Origin of the sequence: Mesorhizobium sp. B2-7-2 (genome assembly GCF_006440775.1) — a bacterium.
Taxonomy (GTDB): Bacteria; Pseudomonadota; Alphaproteobacteria; order Rhizobiales; family Rhizobiaceae; genus Mesorhizobium.
In genome coordinates this window covers 114,044-137,338 of record NZ_VFTZ01000016.1, presented here as the reverse complement: position 1 = coordinate 137,338, position 23,295 = coordinate 114,044, and the positions used below count along the sequence as shown (strand labels likewise).

Sequence of the window (23,295 nt, the reverse complement as noted above, 5' to 3'; positions counted from 1 at the left end):
GTCACGGCCCTTCGATAGAAATGCACTTCGGCTGAACGAGCAGTCGGACGTTATCGTCGAGGCCTTAATAGCTCCGGCTAATCCTTGTGACGAGCCCGGCGCTGCTCCTCATCGCACCTGGTCGTGCGTAGTGTGCATTTCAGTTCACATCGCGGCGCGCGATGCTTGCCCCGGTGTTCGAAACAGCGGAGCAAGCCAATGACGCCCACGAAGTTGCTGATTGGGCAGATCGTCGTCGTATTCGCAATCGTCATGCTCGGCGTGTGGACGGCCACGCAGTGGTGCGCGCACATGCTGGGCCATCAGCCGCCACTCGGCGCGCCGTGGTTTGTTGCGGCTGGCTGGCCGATCTACAAGCCGTGGAAACTGTTTGAATGGTGGTACCATTTTGACGCCTATGCGCCCGAGGTCTTCGATAAGGCCGGTGCGCTCGCCGGCGCGAGTGGGTTCGTGGGCTGTGCCGCCGCCATCGGCGGTTCGCTGTGGCGCGCGCGACAGCTCGGATCGGTGACGACCTATGGCTCGTCAAGGTGGGCAACGACTCAGGAGATCGTGACGGCAGGGCTGTTTCGGCCGGCCGGGGTTTTCCTAGGCAAGCTGAAGGATCGCTATCTGCGACATGACGGGCCCGAGCACGTCATGGCCTTTGCCCCAACACGTTCAGGCAAGGGCGTCGGACTGGTTGTTCCAACTCTTCTGTCCTGGACCGGTTCGGCGGTCATTCATGATATTAAGGGCGAGAATTGGCAGTTGACCTCCGGCTGGCGGTCGAAATTCTCCTATTGCCTTCTATTCAATCCAACTGATCCTAGGTCGGCGCGCTATAACCCGCTGCTTGAGGTACGAAAGGGTCCACAAGAGGTCCGCGATGTTCAGAACATCGCCGACATCCTGGTAGATCCGGAAGGCGCGCTGGACCGCCGGAATCACTGGGAAAAGACAAGTCATTCCCTCCTCGTCGGCGCCGTTTTGCACGTGCTCTATGCCGAAGAGGAGAAGACGCTTGCCCGCGTCGCCACTTTCCTGTCGGACCCGCAACGTTCCTTTTCCGCGACGCTGCAGCAGATGATGACCACCAACCACCTGGGCACGCCCGACAAGCCTGAGGTCCATCCGGTCGTGGCCTCGGCGGCACGTGAGCTGCTGAACAAATCGGAAAACGAGCGTTCTGGTGTTTTGTCGACCGCCATGTCATTTCTCGGGCTCTATCGCGACCCGACGGTCGCGGCGGCAACATCGACCTGCGACTGGCGCATTGTCGATCTCATGGATGCCGAGCGACCGATATCGCTCTACCTGGTCGTGCCGCCGTCGGACATCTCGCGCACCAAGCCCTTGGTGCGCCTGATCCTGAACCAGATCGGCAGACGCCTGACCGAGCGCCTTGAGGGCGATCCAAGCAGGAGTCGCAAACATCGACTCCTCATGATGCTCGACGAATTCCCGGCGCTCGGGCGGTTAGATTTCTTCGAGACCGCGCTCGCCTTCATGGCCGGCTATGGCATTCGCGCATACCTGATCGCGCAATCATTGAACCAGATATCCAAGGCCTATGGCGAGAACAGTGCCATTCTCGACAACTGCCACGTGCGTATTGCCTTTTCCTCCAATGACGAACGCACCGCCAAGCGCATTTCGGATGCGCTCGGCACCGCAACGGAGCTTAGATCGATGCGCAACTATGCCGGCCACCGGCTGGCGCCCTGGCTGTCGCACGTCATGGTCAGCCGGCAGGAAACGGCCCGACCGCTGCTCACTCCTGGCGAGGTGATGCAGCTGCCCCAAACCGACGAGCTGGTGCTGATTTCAGGGCTGCCGCCGTTGCGCGTCCAGAAGCTGCGCTATTATGAGGACCGGAATTTTACCGAACGCGTGCTACCTTCCCCGGTGCTGCGGGACAGCCCTTACGCAGACCGTCCGGCTTCCCGCACGGACGACTGGACTGGACGGGTGCGCAGCGTTGACGGTCGTCTGGCTGCAGGCGACGAAATTGCCGACGCGGCGATCGGGGACGAGGGCGGCGTCCAGCAGCAGCGCCATCCAGCTCTACCGGAACATCAAATCGTGCTTTCTCAAGAAGCTGAGCAGGACGATCTCTTCAAGTCTGTTGACGATGATAGCGAGCCGGTCGCCGACAAACGTGTCATGGATCGGACTTCGACGGCGGCCCGGGTCTACGGCCTCAATGAAGGAAGGGGCGACGACAAGGACATCGTGCCCGGCTTCTGAACGCTGCTTCCTGACGGCGTACCTCAGCGTAGGTAAGGGCGATAAGCGTTTTTGGGCATCTGGAGGATGCTTGTTCCCGTCGCCGGCGCGTAGCGCTGGCTGTTGGAACAAGCCACATGAAGCCCCGCCGCATTCGTCACCAGTTTCTGCTTGAGTTTGAGTTAAGCGAGAAGCTGGACAAACTCAGTCGTGATCCTTCGACCACCAAATCGGCGATCGTCGCCAAGGCAGTAGAAGCCTTCATCGAGCGGCGTGGCAAGAACGAGCTCGACCAACGCTACGGGGTAAGGCTCGACCGTCTTTCTCGCGACCTCGCTCATGTCAGGCGCGACGCCGAGATGACGATGGAGAGCCTGGCGCTCTTCATCCGCTTCTCGATCACGCTTCACGCCCACACGCCGGCCCCGGACAGGGTAACGCAGGCCATCGGCCAGGAGCGCTTCGACAAATTTGTCGAGCAGGTCGGCCGGCAGATCGCTTCCGGGAAGCGGTCGCTTGGCAAAGACAATGGCGGGGGAGAGGAAGGGTGAACTCTCATCCGGAAGCCGATCATCGCCGCCGCGCCATGCTGCGCACCGCCATGGGCCCGGCGATCACCAAAGCGCTTTCAGACCCATCGATCATCGAGGTGATGGTCAATCCCGACGGAGCACTGCGCATCGATCGGCTCGGGGAAGGCTTGGTCGACACAGGCGTGCACATCCATCCTACCGAGGCGGAGCGCATTGTCCGCCTCGTCGCTTCCCACGTGCGCGCCGAAGCGCATGCGGATAATCCGATCGTAAGCGCCGAACTGCCCTCGGGCGAGCGGTTCGAAGGCCTCCTGCCACCTGTGGTGTTGGCGCCATGCTTTGCCATTCGCAAGCCCGCCGCAAAGCTCTACAGCCTAGCCGATTATGTCGCCGACGGGGTCATGCTGCCGCTGCAGGCTGATGCGTTGAAGAAAGCCGTCCGCGAGCAGCGCAACATCCTGGTCGCGGGCGGCACTTCATCGGGCAAGACAACCCTTGCCAATGCGCTGCTGGCCGTGGTCGCCGACTGCCACGAGCGGGTGATCCTGATCGAGGATACGCGCGAACTTCAATGCGCAGCAAAAGACTGCGTTGCGCTGAGGACCAGGCGTGGTTCTGTCACGCTCGCCGATCTCGTGCGTTCGACACTGCGCCTCAGACCCGATCGCATCATCGTCGGCGAGATCAGAGGCGCGGAAGCGCTCGACATGCTGAAGGCATGGAACACTGGTCACCCAGGCGGCATCGCCACCGTTCACGCGAACTCGGCGCGGTCCGCCCTCTACCGCATCGAGCAGCTCGCACAGGAAGCCGTGGTCACCGTTCCCCGCCGGCTCATCGCCGAGGCGATAGACCTGATCGTCTTCATCGCCGGCCGCGGATCCTCGCGCCGCATCGAGACGATCGCCGAGGTCACTGGCCTCGACGGCAGTGGCGACTACGCCGTCACCCAGCTCACGCTTCCGCAACTCCAGCAACTCTGAAAGGTCACTTCATGCGCAAGAAGCTTCGCTTTCTCTGGGCCACCACGCTCGCGTTTCTTCTCACGTTTCCGGCATACGCCGCCGGCTCCGGAATGCCCTGGGAGCAGCCGCTGCAGCAGATCTTGGAATCTGTGCAGGGGCCGGTCGCCAAGATCATCGCGGTCATCATCATCATTACCACCGGCCTGACACTCGCCTTCGGCGACACGGCAGGTGGGTTCCGTCGGCTCATCCAGATTGTCTTCGGCCTGTCGATCGCCTTTGCCGCATCGAGCTTCTTCCTCTCCTTCTTCTCCTTTGGCGGCGGGGCACTCGTCTGATGTTGGCCGGAGAGCACCATATCGAGGGCTTTGAGGTTCCGGTTCACCGCGCACTGACCGAACCGATCCTGCTCGGCGGCGCGCCGCGAGCGGTGGCCATCTTCAGTGGCACCGTTGCCGCGGCCGTCGGGCTTGGCTTGCAGCAGTGGATTGCCGGATTGGTGCTGTGGATCTGCGCGCACACGGTGGCTGTCTTCGCGGCCCGCCGCGACCCGGATTTCGCCAGCGTGCTCGTCCGCCATCTTCGCCTGAAGGGGTGGCTCGCATGCTGAATCTTTCCGAATATCGGGGCAAGGCCGACCGACTTGCCGATCATCTGCCTTGGGCCGCACTGGTGGCACCGGGCATCGTGCTCAACAAGGACGGAAGTTTCCAGCGCTCATTTGGATTTCGCGGGCCTGATCTCGAGAGTGCAACAGAAGCCGAACTCATCGGCATCTGCGCGCGGGCCAACAATGCGCTCAGACGGCTCGGCTCCGGCTGGGCATTGTTCTTCGACGCCGAGCGCATCGAGGCGCTGGGCTACCCAAGCTCGCGTTTCCCCGACGCTGCGTCATGGCTGGTGGATGAAGAACGGCGCGCGGCCTTTCAAGGCAAGGTCGCGCACTACGAGAGCCGCTATCACCTAACGCTGACGTTCATCCCGCCGCCAGACAGCCAGGCGCGGGCGCAAAGCGCTCTGGTCGACTCGCATCATTCAGGAGGCGAGAGAGAGTGGCGCCAGGAACTGACGCGGTTCCGGGACGAGACCGGCCGCGTGCTGGATCTCCTGTCGGGCTTCATGCCCGAAATACGCGCACTCGATGATGCCGGGACGCTGACTTACCTCCACGGCACGATCTCCACCCGCCGCCATCCAGTCGCCGCGCCAAAAACACCCATGTATCTCGACGGCATCCTGGTCGATGCGCCGCTTACTGGCGGATTGGAGCCGATGCTTGGCAACCACCATCTGCGCACGCTCACCATCCTCGGTTTTCCGAATGTCACACGGCCCGGAATTCTCGATGCGCTCAACAATCAGGATTTCCCCTACCGCTGGATGACGCGCTTCATTCCGCTGGATAAGACCGAGGCCACCAGGACGCTCACGCGGTTGCGGCGGCAGTGGTTTGCCAAGCGCAAATCGATCGTGGCCATCCTGCGCGAGGTGGTGACCAGCGAACCCGTCCCGCTCGTTGACACCGACGCCGAAAACAAGGCGCTCGATGCCGACGCCGCAATCCAGGCGTTAGGCGGCGATCATGTCGGGTTCGGCTATCTGACGACGACGGTAACGGTTTGGGACGAGGACCATCAAGCCGCTGCGGAGAAACTCCGCGCGGTCGAGCGCGTCGTCAATGGCCTCGGCTTCGCCACGATCCGTGAAGGCGTGAATGCGGTCGAGGCCTGGCTCGGCTCGTTGCCCGGCCATGTCTATGCCAATGTCCGTCAGCCGCTCGTTCACACATTGAATCTCGCCCACTTGATGCCGCTTTCCTCGGTGTGGGCCGGCCCGGCGGCGAACGAGCATCTCGCCAAAGTTACACAGGCAGAGGCCCCGCCGCTTCTCTTCGCCTCAACCAGCGGGTCGACACCGTTCCGGCTTTCCACCCACGTCGACGATGTCGGCCACATGCTGATCGTCGGACCGACCGGCGCCGGCAAATCGGTTCTCGTTGCCCTCTTCGCTCTGCAGTTCCGACGCTATGCCGGCGCGCAGGTGTATGTCTTCGACAAAGGCAATTCAGCCCGGGCCGCAATTCTTGCCATGGGTGGCGAGCATCACGCGCTGCGCGCCCACGGTGCGCTTGCCTTCCAGCCGCTGCGCAAGATTGACGATCCGGCGATCCGCAGCTGGGCAGCCGAATGGATCGCCGGGCTGTTCGCCCATGAGAACGTCACCGTCACCCCGGAGGCGAAAGAGGCAATCTGGTCGGCACTCACCAGTCTTGCAACGGCGCCAGCGCAGGAACGCACACTCACCGGCCTGTCGGTCTTGCTTCAGTCCAACGCGCTGAAGTCCGCTTTGATGCCCTACACGCTCGACGGGCCCTTCGGCCGGTTGCTGGACGCGGACGACGATCGGCTGGCCTTGTCGGATGTGCAGTGCTTCGAGACCGAAGAGCTGATGCACAGCCAAGGCGCTGTGCTGCCGGTGCTCACCTATCTTTTCCATCGCCTCGAGGCGCGGTTCGATGGACGACCGACATTGCTCATGCTCGACGAGGCCTGGCTCTATCTCGACAATCCGCTCTTTGCGGGGCGTATACGCGAATGGCTGAAGGTGCTGCGCAAGAAGAACGTCTCTGTCATTTTCGCCACGCAGTCACTGGCCGACATCGCTGGCTCTGCAATCGCACCGGCCATCATCGAGAGCTGCCCACAGCGCATTTTTCTTCCAAATGACCGTGCCGTGGAACCACAGGCACGGGAAGCCTACGAGCGTTTCGGCCTGAACGAGCGGCAGATCGAACTGGTCGCGCGCGCCACGCCGAAGCGGCAATATTATCTGCAATCGCGCCGCGGCAACCGGCTGTTTCAGCTGGGCTTGGGTCCAATTGCGCTTGCGCTATGCGGCGCCTCCGATCCGGCCAGCCAGACCCTGATCGACAAGATCCTGTCGGAACGCGGACAGGACGGCTTTGCCTTTTATTTCCTGAATGCCCGCGGGCTCGATTGGGCCGCCGAGCTTCTCCGCCAATTCCCTCAACCAGACATGGAGTAATCGTCATGATGCGGCGCCGTTTCCTTTCCGGCCTGATCACCCTTTCCCTGATGGCCAAACCGATGGCCGACTATGTCCAGCCAGCCTACGCGCTCATTGTCTTCGATCCCTCGAACTACACCCAGAATGTGCTGACGGCGGCACGCTCACTGGAGCAGATCAACAACCAGATACAGTCGCTCCAGAACCAGGCGACCATGCTGCAGAACATGGCGCGCAACCTTCAGAGGCTGGATTTTTCTTCGGTAGGCCAGCTCACCGGTTCGCTGCAGCGGATCGACGGGCTCATGGACCAGGCGAGTGGCCTGAGTTTTGATCTGGACAAGCTGCAGGACCAGTGGCGCAATCAATATCCCGAAAGCTACGACGCCACGATCAAGGTCAGCGATGTGGCAAGCGCAGCGCGCGAGCGCTGGCAGAGCGCCATGCAGGCGTTCCGGCAGACGATGGGTGTCCAGTCGCAGATCCTCGAGAACGTCCGGGGCGATCGCGACCTGCTTGCTGATCTCGTCAACCGCAGCCAGGGTGCTGCCGGTGCGCTTGAGGCAAGCCAGGCCACCAACCAACTGATCGCGCTGTCAACCAAGCAGCAGATGCAGATCCAGACGCTGCTCGCGACGCAGTTTCGCGCGGAGGCGGAGGATGCGGCTCGCAAGGCGCAGTCCGAAGAAGCCGCACGCCAGACGACAAAGCGTTTCCTCGGCACCGGCACGGCCTATCCCGGCAACTGATCACCATATCTGTCACGAGGAAGGCGCAATGAACGACCTCGGGGTCATCGATCGCTTCATGGAGACTTTCATCCGCTATATTGACAGCGGGTTTGGTCTGCTGTCGGGCGATGTCGCCTTCCTCACCACGACCCTGATCGGCATCGACATCACGTTAGCCGGGCTCGCCTGGGCATTCGCCGGCGAGCCCAACATTCTCGGCCGCTTCATCCGCAAGGTGCTCTATGTCGGCGTCTTCGCTTTCATCCTGAACAATTTCAAGAATCTCGCCGACATTATATACCGCTCCTTCGCAGGGCTGGGCTTCAACGCTTCGGCCGCCAATCTGTCGCCCGACAGTCTCCTGCGGCCCGGACGTATTGCCGCCACAGGCTTCGAGGGCGCGTGGCCGCTGCTGGATCAGGCGAGCCAGCTTCTTGGCTTTCCCGAAATCTTCGGCAACGCGCTCACCATTTTCGTGCTGCTCGTGGCCTGGTTCCTGGTCATCATTGCCTTCTTCATTCTTTCCATCCAGCTCTTCATCACCATTCTGGAGTTCAAGCTCACCACTCTCGCCGGCTTCGTTCTGGTGCCCTTCGCAGTCTGGAACCGGTCGGCGTTCCTGGCCGAGCGCGTGCTCGGCAACGTGATCTCGTCGGGCATCAAGGTGATGGTGCTTGCGGTCATTGTCGGTGTCGGGTCCACGCTGTTCGGCGAGTTCGCTTCGGCGCTGCAAGGCAAGGAGCCGGATTTGGCCGCCGCCATGTCACAGGTGTTGGGGGCGCTGGCGCTGCTTGGGCTAGGTGTTTTCGGGCCTGGAATAGCGTCCGGTCTCGTCTCGGGTGCCCCGCAGCTTGGTGCGGGCGCTGCACTGGGTACGGCCGCGGCCGCCGCCGGTGCGTCACTCGTTGCCGGAGGCGCTGCGATCGCCGGGGTGCGCATGGCAGCTGATGGCGGGCTTGCCGCAATTCGCGCCGGCACCACGATCGGTTCGGCAGCTTCCTCTGCCTGGCAATTAGGGCGCGCAACCTCGCCTGACTCCGGCCTGTCCGGTGTGGCTGCCGGGATGCAGGGCGTGGCAGGTGCCGCCAGTGGCGCCGCTGTGCGAGCGGCACGATCTGCCGCGGAAACCTTCGGGCGCAGCGCTGATGCCGGGCGCCAGGCCGCATGGACCGCGACCGGCGGGTCTCCCATCGCCTCGATGACCGAAACTCCTGCGGGTCCGACCACCGATGCTGCCCCTAGCTGGGCCAGGCGCCTGCGTTCCCAGCAGTCTGCGCGAGCCCACCGCCACGCCACCATGCAGGCGGTGCGCGATGGTGACAGACCGGGCGGTAGCGCCAATCCCTCTCTCAACGACAAGGACGACTAGATGCTCTTCAAGCGATCCGTTCAACGCTACGGCAAGACACCCGAGCCCATCACACCGTACCAGAAGGCGGGCCAGCTGTGGGATGAGCGCATCGGCTCATCGCGGGTGCAGGCCCGCAACTGGCGGCTGATGGCTCTTGGCTGCCTGGCATTGGCAACCGGGCTCTCCGGCGGGCTCGTTTGGCAGTCAATGCAAAGCCGGGTTGTGCCCTACGTCGTCGAGGTCGACCGCTTCGGCGAGGCGCGCGCCGTAGCCTCGGCAATCCGGGACTACGAGCCGACGGACGCCCAGATCGCCTGGCATCTTGGCCGTTTCATTCAGAATATCCGTTCCGTTTCCACCGATCCGGTGTTGGTGCGGCAGAACTGGTTGGCCGCCTATGACTTTGCCAGCGACCGCGCCGCGCTCTTCCTCAACGAATATGCCAAGGCGAGCGATCCTTTCGGTCAGATCGGAACGCGAAGCGTGTCCGTCCAGGTGACCAGCGTGGTGCGGGCCTCCGGTAGCTCGTTCCAGGTCAAATGGACCGAGCAGGTCTTTGAGCGCGGCAGCCTTGCCAGCACGACCCGCTGGACGGCGATCCTCACCATTATGATCCGGCCGCCAAGCAATACAGACCAACTGCGCAAGAATCCGCTCGGCCTCTTCATCAACGCCATCGATTGGTCGCGCGAGCTCGACAGTGCCGCGCCGACCTCCGTTTCCCCCAAGGAGCCCGCCAATGACAAATAAAGCCCCATCGCTCCGTGCCGCGCTGATCCTGTCGGCCTCGGCAGCGGTGCTGTCCGCCTGCGCATCCAAGCCGGTGCCGCCGCCCGAGATTGCCTATGACGCTGCCGACTTCAAAGCAGCGTCGATCGAGAAGCCGCCAGAGAAACCGGTTAAAATCGTCGAGGTGCCAAAGCCGCTACCGCTTCCCGGCCAGTTGCAGCCTGACCCAGTCAAGTTCGCCGAGGACAAGCGCTCTCCTGAAGAACGCGTTGCCGATGCCAATAGGGCCGCAACTCGGCAGCCAACCAGGTATGGCTATGTCAACGCGGTCCAGGTCTATCCCTTCACCGATGGCGCGCTTTATCAGCTCTTTGCAGCGCCGGAGCGCGTCACCGACATCGCTCTGCAGCCGGGCGAGAAGCTGACGGCTGTGTCCGCCGGGGACACGATCCGCTGGGTCATCGGCGACACCGTCAGTGGCACCGGTGACGGTCAGCGCACCCATGTTTTGGTGAAGCCGTTCGCGCCCGAGCTTACCACAAATCTGGTGATCACCACGGATCGACGCACCTATCACTTGCAGCTCCAAAGCACGGAGAAGACCGCAATGGCGGCCATCTCTTGGACCTACAGCGAAGACCAGATCCTTGCGCTCTCCCGGCGAAACGTTCAGGCCGACGCTGCAACGCCGGTCGCATCGAATGTTGCGCTCGAAAATATCCGCTTCCGCTATTCGATCGCCGGCGACACACCGCCCTGGAGACCGACACGGGCCTTTGACGACGGCAGCAAAGTCTATATCGAATTCCCGCGCCGCATCGATCAGGGCGAGGCGCCGCCGCTCTTCATCGTCGGTGCTGACGGCGGCAATCAGTTGGTCAACTACCGCATGCGCGGCAACTACTACATCGTCGATCGCCTGTTCGCCGCGGCCGAACTGCGCCTCGGCGCCAAGCCGCAGCAGGTCGTGCGCATCTCAAGGATGGACGGCCGGCAATTGCCGCGTCGGATGCCACTCTTTGCCGGTTTCGGCAGGTGAGGGGAAAAGGCTCATGACCTATACGTCCCACTCCAATGCGCCGCCGAAACTCGATCCCGACCAGCTGCAGCTGCGCGCCTCACCCCGCGGTGCTGTGCGCTTCAGGCGGGGGGTGATTGTCGCGATCTCTGCCGCCGGATGTGGTGCCATTCTGGGCGTCATGATCATTGCGCTTCAGGGGCCGGCATTGCGATTCAAAGAGCAGGCGGAAGACCTCTACCATCCTGACCACAAGCCCACCGCCGAGGGGCTCGACAGCCTGCCCAGGGACTATTCCGGCGTCAAGCCGAAGGCCCCGGTGCTCGGACCGCCGCTACCCGGTGATCTCGGCCGCCCCATCCTCGAGCGGCAGCGCCAACTCGGAATTGCGCCGGGACAGGAGGTCTCCGCCGAGGATCAACGCCTTGCCCAGCAGGCGATCGAAGCGCGCGAGTCGCAAGTGTTGTTCCGGATCGACAATCGGCCCAAACCGACAGATCTCGCTGGCGGCGAGGAGAGTCTACAGCAGCGGCCTGAAGCGCCGCAATCCGGAGCGACAGCCGGGTCGGCTTCCGTTGCACCAGCCGAGGGCGATCAGAACAACCAACAGCGCAAACTGGATTTTGTCAGTCAGCGGAGCACAAGCGGAATCTACAATCCGCATGCGCTGCAGACGTCTGCCTCGCCCTACCAACTGATGGCTGGCAGCGTAATCGCGGCAAGCCTCATTACCGGGATCAATTCCGACCTACCCGGCCTCGTCGTCGCGCAGGTCACAGAGAATGTGCAAGACACAGTCACTGGCAGCATCTTGCTCATTCCACAAGGTTCCCGGCTGATCGGCACCTATGACAGCGTGGTGGCGTTTGGGCAAAAGCGCGCATTGCTGGTCTGGCAGCGAATAATCCTGCCGGACGGGTCCTCGATCGAGATCGATAATCTGCCGGCGACAGACACCGCCGGATATGCGGGGCTTGAGGACAAGGTGGATTTCCACACCTGGCAGCTGATCAAGGGGGTTGCGCTCGCGACCTTGCTTGGCGTGGGCACCGAATTGAGCCTCGGAGACAATGAAAGCGATCTGGTCAAGGCGATCCGCGAATCCGCCCAGCAGAACGTCAGTCGAGCCGGCCAGCGCATAACTGAGAAAAATCTCAACGTTCAGCCCACCATAACGATCCGACCAGGCTGGCCACTGCGCGTCATCGTGCACAAGGATCTCTTGCTGCGGCCATACAAGATTGAACGGGAGTGATTATGGCCAACTTGAAACTTGGCAAGCTTCCAGACCGAACGCCCTTGAAGATTACCATCACCGTCAGCGCGGACTTGAGCCAAGAACTCAACGCCTATGCTGCGCTCTATCGTCAGACTTACGGCGAGTCTGAAACAGTCGCGGAACTCATTCCTTTTATGCTGGCGGGATTTCTGGACGGCGACCGAGCGTTTGCCAAGGCCAGAAAAGAAGGTCTGGCGACGGCCAGCATCTCAGACGAATCGCGGTCTTTGAAAGCCTCAGATTCCGAATGACCGAAGCAGAGAGTCAGTCAAGTGCAATTGTGGCGCACCGTGCCTGTCAAACAAGGGTGTGCGCGGGCAACATCGTCTGGCAAATAGGTCACCGATGATGGGCCCTGCGCGGACCGCGACGCACTCGCTGGCTCAAACTGCCACGGAGTGCCTGGCCTTTCCCGTTTTGAGATATTTGTCGAACTTCGCAGCGACGCATCTGACAAAGGGACGACTTTCCAGCGGTACGACGAAACGATCGCCGTCGAGTTCAAGTCGGACCGACTTGTCGAGGGCCACGGTACTCGACCGAAGAAGGAGCTTCTGGCCGGCTTTGCCGAAGCGTTCCACCAAATCGACTGCCGAGAAGCCGAAATCGCACATCAGGCGCTCGATGATCCAACCGCGAGCGCGGTCGTCGTCGGAAAAAGCAATTCCGCGGACCGAAGCCAACCCACCGTCATCCACCATGCGGCCATACTCGGCGGTCGAAGGCATGTTCTGTACATAGCCTTGTCGGAATTGGCTGATGGATGACGGGCCGAGGCCGATCAAGGTTTCGCAGCGATCCTCGGTGTAGCCCTGAAAGTTGCGACGCAACATCCCCGCATGCGCGGCAAGCGCCAGCGCATCCCCCGGTTTGGCGAAATGGTCGAGCCCGATTGCTTCGTATCCTTGGTCGAGTATGGCGCGAGCTGCCAGTTGCGATTGGGCAAACCGCTCCTCCGGGCCTGGCAACCAGGCCTCGTCGATCATTGTCTGATGTTTCTTGAACCATGGCACATGCGCATAGCCAAAGAGGGCGATCCGGTCGGGCTCGAGCGTCAGCGCCTGCCTGACGGTGGACAAGACGCTCTCCCTGGTCTGGTGCGGCAAGCCGTAGAGCAGGTCCAGGTTAACCGACTCGACGCCGCGTGCCCGAACGCCGTCGACGACTGTCTTGGTCTGCAAGAAGATCTGTTCGCGATTGATGGCCTTCTGCACCTTCGGATCGAAATCCTGGACCCCGAGGCTGGCCCTCGTCATGCCGATTTCGGCAAGTGCGTCGAGGCGCGCTTCGTCCATATCGTTGGGTTCGATTTCGCCGCTGATCTTGGCGCCGGGAAGAAATGAGAAGCTGTTGCGCAGAACGGCTCCGAGCGCCACCATGTCCTGTGGTTTGAGCATCGTCGGTGAGCCGCCACCGAAATGGACGGCACGCACCCGGCCCTTGCCTCCGGCGAGACATGAGACGGTGGCGATCTCCGCATGCAGCGATCTCAGATATTTGGTGACCGGTTCATAGTGGCGTGTCTGCTTGGTGTGGCACGCGCAGAACCAGCAAAGCTTGGCGCAGAAAGGGATGTGCACGTAGAGCGATATCTCATCGTCCTCGCCGAGCGCCTCCAGCCAGCCACGATAAGCCGCAGCATCGACGCCCACGTGGAAATGCGGTGCGGTCGGATAGCTGGTATAGCGAGGGACGTTTTCGACAATCCGAGCAAGCTACTTTCGACTGCATGTCGTGGTCACCATGTGCACCGCTGGAACTCTTGACTGGTTGGCCGGCCAACGCCCTGATTTCGATCAAGTGCAGCTCGGACAAACTGCCGCAAGGATTTTTCTACCCTGGATTGCTACCCTGTCGGTGCTTGGAAGAGGATAGAGCGAGCGCATGACATTACGGCAGGGCATTCACAGTGCCGGCATTCCCGTTCTTTGCCGCTCTTGCGAGGGAAGGCGTCGCGGTATTTGCGGCGCGCTCGATCCAGACCGTTTGGCTGCGCTTGCCAGGAGTTCATCGCGGCACAAGATCGAGCCAGGAGTCGAACTGGTCGGCGACTGCGAGGCCGTCAACAGCTATTCGAATGTGCTTTCAGGCGTGGTCAAGCTGACGAAGAGCCTTTCGGATGGGCGCCAGCAGATCGTAGGGCTCCAGTTTGCACCGGATTTTCTGGGGCGACCCTTCAAGGTCGAAAGCGAGATCAGTGCGGAAGCGGCAACCGTTGTCACGCTGTGTTCGTTCCCCAAGGCAGCCCTCGAACGGATGGTGAAGGAATCACCGGAACTCGAGCATCGCCTGCTCAAGCAGGCGCTGGACGAACTTGACGCAGCACGCGAATGGATGGTGACGCTCGGGCGCAAGACGGCATCGGAAAAGGTGGCGAGTTTTCTTGTCATGCTCGCCCTGAACATGGATTCCAGTGTTGATCCGGCCGCTATCTCGGCGTCCTTCGATCTGCCACTGACTCGTGCCGACATCTCTGATTTCCTTGGCCTGACGAATGAGACCGTGAGCCGCCAGCTGACTCGATTGCGAGCTGAAGGCGTGATCCGGATCGACAACAAGCGCCATGTGAGGGTGGAGAGCGTCGGCCGGCTGGAGCAGCGTTGCGGCGGCCGAAGGCCGCGGCAGTTTGGATAAGCCCAAGCGGCGGGCTCTGCGCCGCCAACTCGAATCCGCGGCAGGACATGCTGCGTTCGAGCACAATGTATTGCTGTAGCCTCGAGAACCCCGGTAGCATAGACCCAAGAGCATCAGCGACCCTTGTCGGATAGCAAGGCAGCCGGCAAGAGTTCCGCAAAGCTCGCCGGCCGCGCTTCGACATACCCGCCCGCCCCAACGTCCGCTCTGATTTGCGCAAACTCGATTCTACCAAACAAACCTGGCACCTGACATGGATCAGGGCGGGCAGAGGGCAGCTGCGCAATTGATGCCGAGCGGATTTGGCGTGCGCCCGATTCGGGATCAGGATTTGCGATGAAATTCGGCACAGCGATCGTCGTGGTGGGCTTTTTTGCCTTTGCAGCCCTGGTGGCTGCTGGCTTCGGCATTGATGGACCTTTCCGCCAGCATATGGGGGTGCTGTCTTTTGCCCTTATTGCCTTTATCGGGATCTTGTTGCGCAACTCGGAGTTCAAGCCGGCCGCTCCGATCGACCCGTCCGCCTATATGGACGGTCCGATCCGCTACGGCGCCATCGCCACGATGTTCTGGGGCGTCGTCGGCATGCTGGTCGGCGTCGTTATCGCGCTGCAGCTGGCCTACCCCGATCTCAACGTTCAGCCTTGGTTCAATTTCGGCCGCTTGCGGCCGCTGCACACGTCCGGGGTCGTCTTCGCCTTCGGCGGCAACGCGCTGCTGTGCACGTCATTGTACGTCGTGCAACGCACTTGCCGCGCTCGCCTGTTCGGCGGCGATCTCGCCTGGTTCGTCTTTTGGGGCTACCAGCTTTTCATTGTCATGGCCGCGACAGGCTACCTGCTCGGCATCACCGAGAGCCGCGAATACGCCGAACCGGAATGGTATGTCGACGTCTGGCTGACCATCGTCTGGGTCGCCTACCTCATCCTGTTCCTCGGCACGATCCTGAAGCGCAAGGAACCGCACATCTACGTCGCCAACTGGTTCTACCTCTCCTTCATCGTGACCATCGCGATGCTGCATGTGGTCAACAACCTGTCGATGCCGGTCTCTTTCCTCGGTTCCAAGAGTTACTCCGCCTTTTCCGGCGTCCAGGACGCGCTGACGCAGTGGTGGTACGGCCACAACGCCGTCGGCTTCTTCCTCACCGCCGGCTTCCTCGGCATGATGTATTATTTCGTGCCCAAGCAGGCGAACCGGCCAGTCTATTCCTACCGGCTCTCGATCATCCATTTCTGGGCACTGATCTTCCTGTACATCTGGGCCGGGCCGCACCACCTGCATTTCACCGCTCTGCCCGACTGGGCACAGACGCTCGGCATGGTGTTCTCGATCATGCTGTGGATGCCGTCCTGGGGCGGCATGATCAACGGCTTGATGACGCTGTCCGGAGCCTGGGACAAGTTGCGCACCGACCCGATCATCCGCATGATGGTGATGGCCGTCGCCTTCTACGGCATGTCGACCTTCGAAGGCCCGGTGATGGCTATCAAGGCGGTCAACTCGCTGTCCCATTATACCGACTGGACAATTGGTCACGTGCACTCCGGTGCACTCGGCTGGGTCGGCATGATCTCGTTCGGCGCGATCTACTACATGGTACCGAAGCTCTGGAACCGTAACCGGCTCTATTCGCTGCGGCTGGTTACCTGGCACTTCTGGCTGGCGACGCTCGGCATCGTCGTCTACGCCGCCGCCATGTGGGTGTCCGGCATCACGCAGGGCCTGATGTGGCGCGAATACGACGGGCAGGGCTTCCTGGTCTACTCCTTCGCCGAGACCGTCGCTGCCATGCGCCCCTACTACGTCATGCGCGCCATAGGCGGCGCCATGTATCTCTCGGGCGCCCTGATCATGGCCTGGAACATCGCGATGACAATCCTCGGCCGTCAACGCGAGGAGAGGCCGATGTCGGGTGCCGCGCCTGTCATTCAGCCTGCCAGGGAGCCAAACCAATGGGCTTGATCGACAAACATGCCATTATCGAGAAGAACGCCACGCTTCTTCTCGTAGGCTCCCTTCTTGTCGTGACTGTCGGCGGTATCGTCGAAATCGCGCCGCTCTTCTATCTCGACAACACGATCGAGAAGGTGGAAGGCATGCGTCCGTACTCGCCGCTCGAGCTCGTCGGGCGCAACATCTATGTGCGCGAGGGCTGCTACCTCTGCCACAGCCAGATGATCAGGCCGTTCCGCGACGAGGTCGAGCGCTACGGCCACTACAGCCTGGCCGCCGAGTCAATGTACGATCACCCCTTCCAATGGGGATCGAAGCGGACGGGGCCGGATCTGGCCCGGGTCGGTGACCGCTACTCGAACGCCTGGCATGTCGCCCATCTTTCGGATCCGCGTTCCGTTGTGCCGGAATCCATCATGCCCAGCTACGCCTTCCTGAAGGACGCGCCGATCGAGGTGAAGGACTTCTCGACGCATCTGGTCGCCAACCGGCGGGTCGGCGTTCCCTACAACGATGACATGGTCGCCAACGCCAACGCCGATCTGATGGCGCAGGCTGATCCCAACGCCGACACATCAGGTCTTGAGGCCCGTTATCCCAAGGCCAAGATCGGCGACTTCGACGGCAACCCGCAACAGGTCACCGAAATGGATGCGCTCGTTGCGTATCTGCAGATGCTCGGCACGCTGGTCGATTTTAAGAACTACGACGAAGGCGCCGGTTACCGCTGAGGAGTTTTCCATGAATTACAATCTTATGCGGGAGTTTGCCGACAGCTGGGGTCTGGTTGCCATGGCGCTTTTCTTTGCGGGGGCAAGTGTCTTCGTCCTGCGTCCCGGCAGCCGTAAGTTGGCGGACGAAGCTGCCCGAATTCCGCTTCAGGACGAGTGATCATGAGCGAGGAGCACATCGATGAAGTCTCTGGGGTCTCGACCACCGGCCACGAATGGGATGGCATCCGCGAGCTGAACAACCCGCTTCCGCGTTGGTGGATCACCATCTTCTACGTCACCATCGTGTGGGCGATCGGCTACACAATCGCCTATCCCGCATGGCCACTGCTGCATTCGGCGACGACGGGTGTTCTCGGCTATTCGAGCCGCAATGACGTCAAGAACGAACTGGCGGATGCGGAAGCAGCGAAGAGCAAATACCTCGCGGCGGTGAAGTCGAAAAGTGTCTCGGAGATCGCTGCGGACGATGCCTTGCGCGAATTCGCCATCGCCGCCGGCGGCGCCGCATTCAAGGTCAACTGCACGCAGTGCCACGGCTCCGGCGCCCAAGGTTCCAAGGGCTTTCCCAACCTAAACGACGACGACTGGCTGTGGGGCGGCAAGGCCGAGCAGATCCAGCAGACGATCACCCATGGCATCCGCTTCGCTTCGGATCCGGACACGCGCCTGTCGGAAATGCCGGCGTTCGGGGACATCATCACCGCCGACGAGATCAAGCAGGTTAGCGCATATGTCGTCAGCCTCTCTGGCAAGGTCGCCGATGCAAGTCTGATCCAATCCGGTGCCAAAGTCTTTTCCGACAATTGCGTCGCCTGTCATGGTGAGAACGCGGAAGGGAACAGGGAATTTGGGGGCCCCAACCTCACCGACGCCATTTGGCTGCACGGGGCCGGCGAGGCAGCGGTCGCAGCCCAGGTCCGCGCGCCAAAGGAAGGTGTCATGCCGGCCTGGCTCGGCCGTCTCGGCGAGATCAAAGTCAAGGAGCTTGCGGTTTATGTCCATTCGCTTGGCGGCGGAGAATAGGAAGGCAAGGCCTATTCTCGGCCTCCCCCTGCCAAGCGACGGGGCCCGGCGCAAGCCGGGCCTCGACACCATTTCGGCTGCGCCGCTCGTCGATGCGGCACGAAATCCCCTTCTGACTTCGGATGGGAGTGGTACGCACGTGCGCAATGATACGCGAACTGAACGGCTCGAAGGCTCGGCCCCAAATTCCTCGAATACCCGCCAGCCGCATTATGCCAGACGCAAGAAAGTCTTCCCAAAGCGCGTCTCGGGCAACTTTCGCCGCTTCAAATGGCTGGTGATGGCGATCACGCTCGGCATCTACTACCTGACGCCTTGGCTGCGTTGGGATCGCGGTCCATTTGCTCCGGATCAGGCCGTGCTGCTCGACCTCGCCAACCGGCGCTTCTACTTCTTTTTCATCGAGATATGGCCCCAGGAATTCTTCTATGTGGCCGGCCTCCTGGTCATGGCCGGCGTTGGGCTTTTCCTGATTACCTCGACTGTCGGCCGTGCCTGGTGCGGCTATGCATGTCCGCAGACCGTATGGGTCGACCTGTTTCTTGTCGTCGAACGTGCGGTCGAGGGGGACCGTAACGCCCGCATGAAGCTTGACGCTGGTCCCTGGACCGCCCGCAAGCTGGTGCTGCGCCTATCGAAGCACACGATCTGGCTGGTCATCGGCGCGGCCACCGGCGGTGCTTGGATCTTCTATTTCGCCGATGCGCCTAGTTTGGCTCGCGAACTTTTCACCGGTACCGCCGCGCCTGTCGCCTACATCACCATCGCCGTGTTGACGGCGACCACCTACACGTTCGGTGGCCTGATGCGCGAACAGATCTGCACCTATATGTGCCCATGGCCGCGCATCCAGGCAGCCATGCTCGACGAGAATTCGCTTACCGTCACCTACAATGACTGGCGCGGCGAACCGCGCTCGCGTCACGCCAAGAAGGTGCAAGCGACAGGGCAGTCCGTCGGCGACTGCGTCGACTGCAATGCCTGTGTCGCGGTCTGCCCGATGGGGATCGACATTCGCGACGGCCAGCAGCTCGAATGCATCACCTGCGCGCTGTGTATCGACGCCTGCGACGGCGTCATGGACAAGCTCGGCAAAGAGCGCGGACTGATTTCCTACGCAACGCTCTCCGATTACAACGCCAACATGATGTTGGCGACCGCGGGCGGCTCCAGTTCAGTCAACCCGTCGCTGGTCAGGACCGCTGATGGCCTGTTCTCCGACAAGGTGGCGCATTTCCATGTCAGCAAGATCTTCCGGCCACGCACCTACGTCTACATGGGTCTGTGGTCGCTGATCGGCCTGGGTCTGCTCTATTCGCTGCTGACGCGCGACAGGCTCGAAGTCAATGTGCTGCACGATCGCAATCCGCAATTCGTAACGTTGTCCGACGGCTCGATCCGCAACGGCTACACCGTCAAACTGCTCAACATGATCCCCGAGCCGCGGATCATTGTTGTCACCATGCAGGGCTTGCAAGGAGGCGAAATGAGCGTGGTCGGGGACGACATCAAGGCGGGCCGCTCGTTTGCCATCCCGGTCGAGCCCGATCGCCTGAAAACGTTGAAGGTCTTCGTTCGCCAGCCGGCGGACCAGATCCACGCTCCGGCACAGACCTTCAAGTTCCGTGTCGAGGACAGAGCGAGCTCCGAGTCGAACGAGTACACCGCAACATTCAACGCGCCAGAGGCCGCCAAATGACCGCCAATGCCCAAAAGCCTCGCGAATTCACCGGCAGGCACATGCTGGCCATCATTCTCACCTTCTTCGGCGTGGTCATCGCGGTCAATCTGACGATGGCCACGCTCGCCAACACCAGTTGGACCGGCCTTGTCGTCGAGAACACATATGTGGCGAGCCAGCAATTCAACAAGGAGGCCGAGGCCGGCCGCGCCCAAGCCGCGCTCGGTTGGACCGGCAAGCTGACCATCGCATGGGGCGAAGTCCGCTACAGCCTCTCCGACGCGGCCGGCAAGCCGGTTCCTCTGCACGGCGTCAAGGTGCTGTTTCGTCATCCCGCCTACGAGAAAGACGACAAGTCCGTCACGCTCGCCCTCGCCTCAGGCAAGGAATTCGCAGCGCAGCAGATGCCGAAGGACGGCGTCTGGATCGTCGAAGTCGACGCCGATGCCGGCCTGGCACGACCCTATCGCGACGTCAGCAGGATCATGATCTCTCATGGGGCTCTGCAATGAGCTGTTGTGCACCGGGCGCTGAAACGGCGCTGGATCTGAACGGCGCCACATGGGTCCTGCCATCCAGCCAGGAAATCAGGTTGGCGAGCCGATCGCTTGGCGACGATCTTCGGCAGACCGACCTTTCAGTGCCGACGGTTCATTGCGCCGCCTGCATCCAGACGATCGAGGCGGCACTTGGAAAGCTCGATCACGTCGAAAGCGCGCGCGTCAACCTGTCGACGAAACGGGTCGCGGTCCGGTGGCGTGGAGACGAGGTGCCACCGTTCGTCGCCGCGCTTGGCAGGCTTGGCTACGAGGCGCATCTGTTCGCACCCGAGATCGACGACAAGGACAAGACGCTTGCCGAACTGATCCGCGCCGTCGCTGTTGCCGGTTTTGCGGCGGGCAACATCATGCTGCTTTCGGTCTCTGTCTGGTCCGGCGCCGAAGGTGCTACCCGCGACCTGTTTCACTGGGTCTCGGCGCTGATCGCCATTCCTGCCCTCGCCTTCGCCGGCGGCATCTTCTTCCGGTCGGCCTGGAACGCCTTGCGTCATGGCCGCATGAATATGGACGTGCCCATCGCGGTCGGTGTTTCGCTCGCCTACGCCATGAGCCTCTATGAGACGATCAATCATGGCGACCACGCCTATTTCGACGCGTCGGTATCGCTGCTGTTCTTCCTTTTGATCGGACGCACGCTGGATCATGTGATGCGGGAGCGTGCCCGAACTGCCGTGAAAGGCCTGTCTCAGCTGGCCGCGCGTGGCGCCATGGTGCTGCGCGGCGATGGCGCGCGCGACTATCTGCCGGTCGGCGAGATCGAACCAGGCATGCGGATGTTGATCGCGGCCGGTGAGAGGATCCCCGTCGACGGCAAGATCATCCAGGGAACGTCGGATCTCGACTGCTCGCTGGCCTCAGGCGAAAGCACGCCGAAAAACGTAGCGCCGGGCGAAGCGGTACAGGCCGGCGTGCTCAATCTTACCGGCCCGCTGACGATTGAGGCGACAGCCGCCGCAAAAGATTCATTCCTGGCGGAAATGGTCCGGTTGATGGAGGCCGCCGAGGGCGGCCGCGCGCAATATCGCCGTATCGCCGACCGCGTTTCGGCGCTCTACGCGCCCATGGTTCATCTCACCGCCTTCGTGACATTCCTGGGCTGGATAGTGGCGACCGGCGACTGGCACCGGGCGATGACGATCGCCATCGCCGTTCTCATCATCACGTGCCCCTGCGCGCTTGGCCTCGCCGTGCCGATCGTGCAGGTGGTCGCCGCGCGGCGCCTGTTTGAGAACGGCATTATGGTCAAGGACGGCTCCGCCATGGAACGCCTGGCAATTGTCGACATTGCCGTGTTCGACAAGACCGGAACGCTGACGCTTGGCCAGCCCCGGCTCGTTAACGCGCCGTCGATCGATCCGGCCATGCTGGCAGTCGCAGCCGACCTGGCGGCGCACTCGCGTCATCCGTTTTCAAAGGCCATAGCCGGCTTTGCCATTCCTGGCGGGCAGCTCAAATTCGATGCCGTCACCGAGCATCCGGGATTCGGAATCGAGGCCACTGATGCGGGAAGCACCTGGCGACTGGGCCGACGCGGATGGGCTGGATGGAAGGCTCGAACCGGCGGCGAAGCCAAACATGGCTACGGCGGAACCGTTCTCACGAAGAACGGGATGATTGTCGCTTCCTTCGCTTTCGAGGATGCGTTGCGGGTCGACGCCAGAGCGGCCATCGATCAATTGAGCGACGCCAGGGTTCCCGTGGAAATGCTGTCAGGCGATACCGCGGCGGCCTGTGCCGAGGTTGCGAAGTCACTCGGAATCGACAACTTCGTTCCCTGCCTGCTGCCATCCGGCAAGCTCGAACGCATCGAGACCCTCGCGAAAGTGGGGCACAGGGTTCTGATGGTTGGCGACGGCCTCAATGATACGCCGGCGCTGAGCGCAGCGCATGTCTCGATCGCACCGGCCACCGCCGCCGATGTTGGCCGCAACGCCGCGGATTTCGTCTTCCTGCGCGAAAGCCTCCTGGCGGTGCCGCTCGCGCTGGACGTCTCGCGCAAGGCAGGAAGCCTGATCCGCCAAAACATCGCCGTCGCGACTCTCTACAATACCATCGCTGTACCAATCGCTATTCTAGGGCACGCCACTCCGCTTATCGCGGCGATTGCTATGTCTGCGTCATCACTGCTGGTGATCGGGAATGCATTGCGCCTGGAAGGCTTTGTTCGGCACGCACCAGCGGAAACTGTTGCCAATGATAGACACTCCAACAATGGCGGACGGGTACAGTTGTAATGAGGACGCTTGCCTATTTGATACCTGGGACCCTGCTCCTCGGCGGGCTTGGGCTGTCTGGCTTCCTATGGGCATTGAAAAGCGGTCAGTACGAAGATCTCGACGGGGCAGCAGAGCGTATCCTTGTCGACCAGGAAGACAAGCCAGAACGCTGATTCAAGCCGCTCTGCAGACGACTGTTGGGATGCCGGTGATAAGCCGAGTGGAACTACTGCTGAGGTTGCATAGGCAGCTTCACCTGCCGCCGGTTGACGCTGATCTGTGAAAAGCCTGTGTCGCTCGAAAGATTACGTCGCCCATTCCGCCCAATATGCAGGCGGGTGATCGTCGAACCGCGGTCGCCGGATTACTCACACCGCTTGACCTAGATCAGGGTTATCTACTCATCGGCGTGGTTTCATCGGCCAGTCCTTCAGGGAGAGAATCCATGCCTACGTCGACGAATCGCGCCGCCGAACGCCTCGGCGATCGGTTTGAATCAAGACCCACACGAAGAACGGCCAAAGCCAAAAGTGGGCCGAAGCGTGGCTGCGCAAGGCGGCGGCCGGATTCTTGTGAGCAAAGGCTGAACGCGACCTCCGGCGGCAACGATCAGATCGCCCAGGGTGCGTGCGACCCGCTCTGCGAGATGG

22 protein-coding genes are annotated in these 23,295 nt (G+C 61.8%); 21 read left to right on the top strand and 1 reads right to left on the bottom strand.

Annotated elements, in window-relative coordinates; translation table 11 throughout:
* Positions 1-198 precede the first annotated feature (198 nt).
* The 12 genes from FJ425_RS21450 (at position 199) to FJ425_RS21395 (ending at position 12,092) form a co-directional block, all read left to right on the top strand.
* Positions 199-2,229: a conjugal transfer protein TraG gene (locus tag FJ425_RS21450; protein WP_064993431.1), complete on the top strand. Its 2,031-nt coding sequence runs from the start codon at positions 199-201 to the stop codon at positions 2,227-2,229.
* 116 nt (positions 2,230-2,345) lie between these two features.
* Entirely contained in the window at positions 2,346-2,759 is a 414-nt protein-coding gene (locus FJ425_RS21445; RefSeq protein ID WP_064993432.1) for a CopG family transcriptional regulator, read from the top strand.
* Positions 2,756-3,724, top strand: coding sequence for a P-type conjugative transfer ATPase TrbB (gene trbB, locus FJ425_RS21440; RefSeq protein ID WP_013533270.1), 969 nt, complete (start codon positions 2,756-2,758; stop codon positions 3,722-3,724). The genes FJ425_RS21445 and trbB overlap by 4 nt, the downstream gene beginning before the upstream one ends.
* Before the next feature lie 11 nt (positions 3,725-3,735).
* Positions 3,736-4,044 (top strand): TrbC/VirB2 family protein, encoded by a 309-nt coding sequence (locus FJ425_RS21435; protein ID WP_064993433.1) that lies wholly within the window; start codon positions 3,736-3,738, stop codon positions 4,042-4,044.
* Positions 4,044-4,316 (top strand): VirB3 family type IV secretion system protein, encoded by a 273-nt coding sequence (locus tag FJ425_RS21430; protein ID WP_064993434.1) that lies wholly within the window; start codon positions 4,044-4,046, stop codon positions 4,314-4,316. Before FJ425_RS21435 ends, FJ425_RS21430 begins: the two co-directional genes overlap by 1 nt.
* Entirely contained in the window at positions 4,310-6,751 is a 2,442-nt protein-coding gene (trbE, locus tag FJ425_RS21425; RefSeq protein ID WP_064993435.1) for a conjugal transfer protein TrbE, read from the top strand. Before FJ425_RS21430 ends, trbE begins: the two co-directional genes overlap by 7 nt.
* Before the next feature lie 5 nt (positions 6,752-6,756).
* The gene (gene trbJ, locus FJ425_RS21420; protein WP_064993436.1) at positions 6,757-7,482 is read left to right on the top strand and encodes a P-type conjugative transfer protein TrbJ; all 726 of its coding nucleotides are present in this window, start codon (positions 6,757-6,759) and stop codon (positions 7,480-7,482) included.
* Between the two features lie 28 nt (positions 7,483-7,510).
* A complete protein-coding gene (trbL, locus tag FJ425_RS21415; protein WP_064993437.1) occupies positions 7,511-8,833 on the top strand; it encodes a P-type conjugative transfer protein TrbL in 1,323 nt (440 codons plus the stop codon).
* Positions 8,834-9,565 carry a conjugal transfer protein TrbF gene (trbF, locus tag FJ425_RS21410; RefSeq protein WP_064993438.1) on the top strand — a complete coding sequence of 244 codons (732 nt, stop codon included), beginning with the start codon at positions 8,834-8,836 and terminating at the stop codon, positions 9,563-9,565.
* A complete protein-coding gene (gene trbG / locus FJ425_RS21405) occupies positions 9,555-10,583 on the top strand; it encodes a P-type conjugative transfer protein TrbG (protein ID WP_064993439.1) in 1,029 nt (342 codons plus the stop codon). The genes trbF and trbG overlap by 11 nt, the downstream gene beginning before the upstream one ends.
* 13 nt (positions 10,584-10,596) lie before the next feature.
* A complete protein-coding gene (locus tag FJ425_RS21400; RefSeq protein WP_064993440.1) occupies positions 10,597-11,817 on the top strand; it encodes a TrbI/VirB10 family protein in 1,221 nt (406 codons plus the stop codon).
* Between the two features lie 2 nt (positions 11,818-11,819).
* Entirely contained in the window at positions 11,820-12,092 is a 273-nt protein-coding gene (locus FJ425_RS21395; RefSeq protein ID WP_064993441.1) for a DUF2274 domain-containing protein, read from the top strand.
* A gap of 132 nt (positions 12,093-12,224) precedes the next feature.
* Here FJ425_RS21395 and hemN read toward each other — a convergent pair whose 3' ends face one another.
* On the bottom strand, positions 12,225-13,547 hold the full coding sequence (gene hemN / locus FJ425_RS21390) for an oxygen-independent coproporphyrinogen III oxidase (protein ID WP_064993442.1): 1,323 nt from the start codon (positions 13,545-13,547) through the stop codon (positions 12,225-12,227).
* A 178-nt stretch (positions 13,548-13,725) separates the two neighbouring features.
* Here hemN and FJ425_RS21385 point away from each other — a divergent pair, with 178 nt between their 5' ends.
* From FJ425_RS21385 to ccoS, 9 genes are all read left to right on the top strand, one after another.
* On the top strand, positions 13,726-14,475 hold the full coding sequence (locus FJ425_RS21385; protein ID WP_064993443.1) for a Crp/Fnr family transcriptional regulator: 750 nt from the start codon (positions 13,726-13,728) through the stop codon (positions 14,473-14,475).
* 336 nt (positions 14,476-14,811) lie between these two features.
* Positions 14,812-16,440, top strand: coding sequence for a cytochrome-c oxidase, cbb3-type subunit I (gene ccoN, locus FJ425_RS21380; protein WP_064993444.1), 1,629 nt, complete (start codon positions 14,812-14,814; stop codon positions 16,438-16,440).
* Entirely contained in the window at positions 16,431-17,162 is a 732-nt protein-coding gene (ccoO, locus tag FJ425_RS21375; protein ID WP_064993445.1) for a cytochrome-c oxidase, cbb3-type subunit II, read from the top strand. The genes ccoN and ccoO overlap by 10 nt, the downstream gene beginning before the upstream one ends.
* A 10-nt stretch (positions 17,163-17,172) precedes the next feature.
* Positions 17,173-17,322, top strand: coding sequence for a CcoQ/FixQ family Cbb3-type cytochrome c oxidase assembly chaperone (locus FJ425_RS21370; RefSeq protein WP_013533256.1), 150 nt, complete (start codon positions 17,173-17,175; stop codon positions 17,320-17,322).
* A gap of 2 nt (positions 17,323-17,324) precedes the next feature.
* A complete protein-coding gene (gene ccoP, locus FJ425_RS21365; RefSeq protein ID WP_064993446.1) occupies positions 17,325-18,188 on the top strand; it encodes a cytochrome-c oxidase, cbb3-type subunit III in 864 nt (287 codons plus the stop codon).
* A 139-nt stretch (positions 18,189-18,327) separates the two neighbouring features.
* On the top strand, positions 18,328-19,887 hold the full coding sequence (gene ccoG / locus FJ425_RS21360; protein WP_064993447.1) for a cytochrome c oxidase accessory protein CcoG: 1,560 nt from the start codon (positions 18,328-18,330) through the stop codon (positions 19,885-19,887).
* Positions 19,884-20,381 carry a FixH family protein gene (locus tag FJ425_RS21355; protein WP_064993448.1) on the top strand — a complete coding sequence of 166 codons (498 nt, stop codon included), beginning with the start codon at positions 19,884-19,886 and terminating at the stop codon, positions 20,379-20,381. The genes ccoG and FJ425_RS21355 overlap by 4 nt, the downstream gene beginning before the upstream one ends.
* Complete coding sequence (locus FJ425_RS21350) at positions 20,378-22,663, top strand: cation-translocating P-type ATPase (RefSeq protein WP_064993449.1); 2,286 nt, start codon at positions 20,378-20,380, stop codon at positions 22,661-22,663. Before FJ425_RS21355 ends, FJ425_RS21350 begins: the two co-directional genes overlap by 4 nt.
* Positions 22,663-22,818 (top strand): cbb3-type cytochrome oxidase assembly protein CcoS, encoded by a 156-nt coding sequence (gene ccoS / locus FJ425_RS21345; RefSeq protein ID WP_064993450.1) that lies wholly within the window; start codon positions 22,663-22,665, stop codon positions 22,816-22,818. The genes FJ425_RS21350 and ccoS overlap by 1 nt, the downstream gene beginning before the upstream one ends.
* The last annotated feature ends 477 nt before the right edge of the window (positions 22,819-23,295 follow it).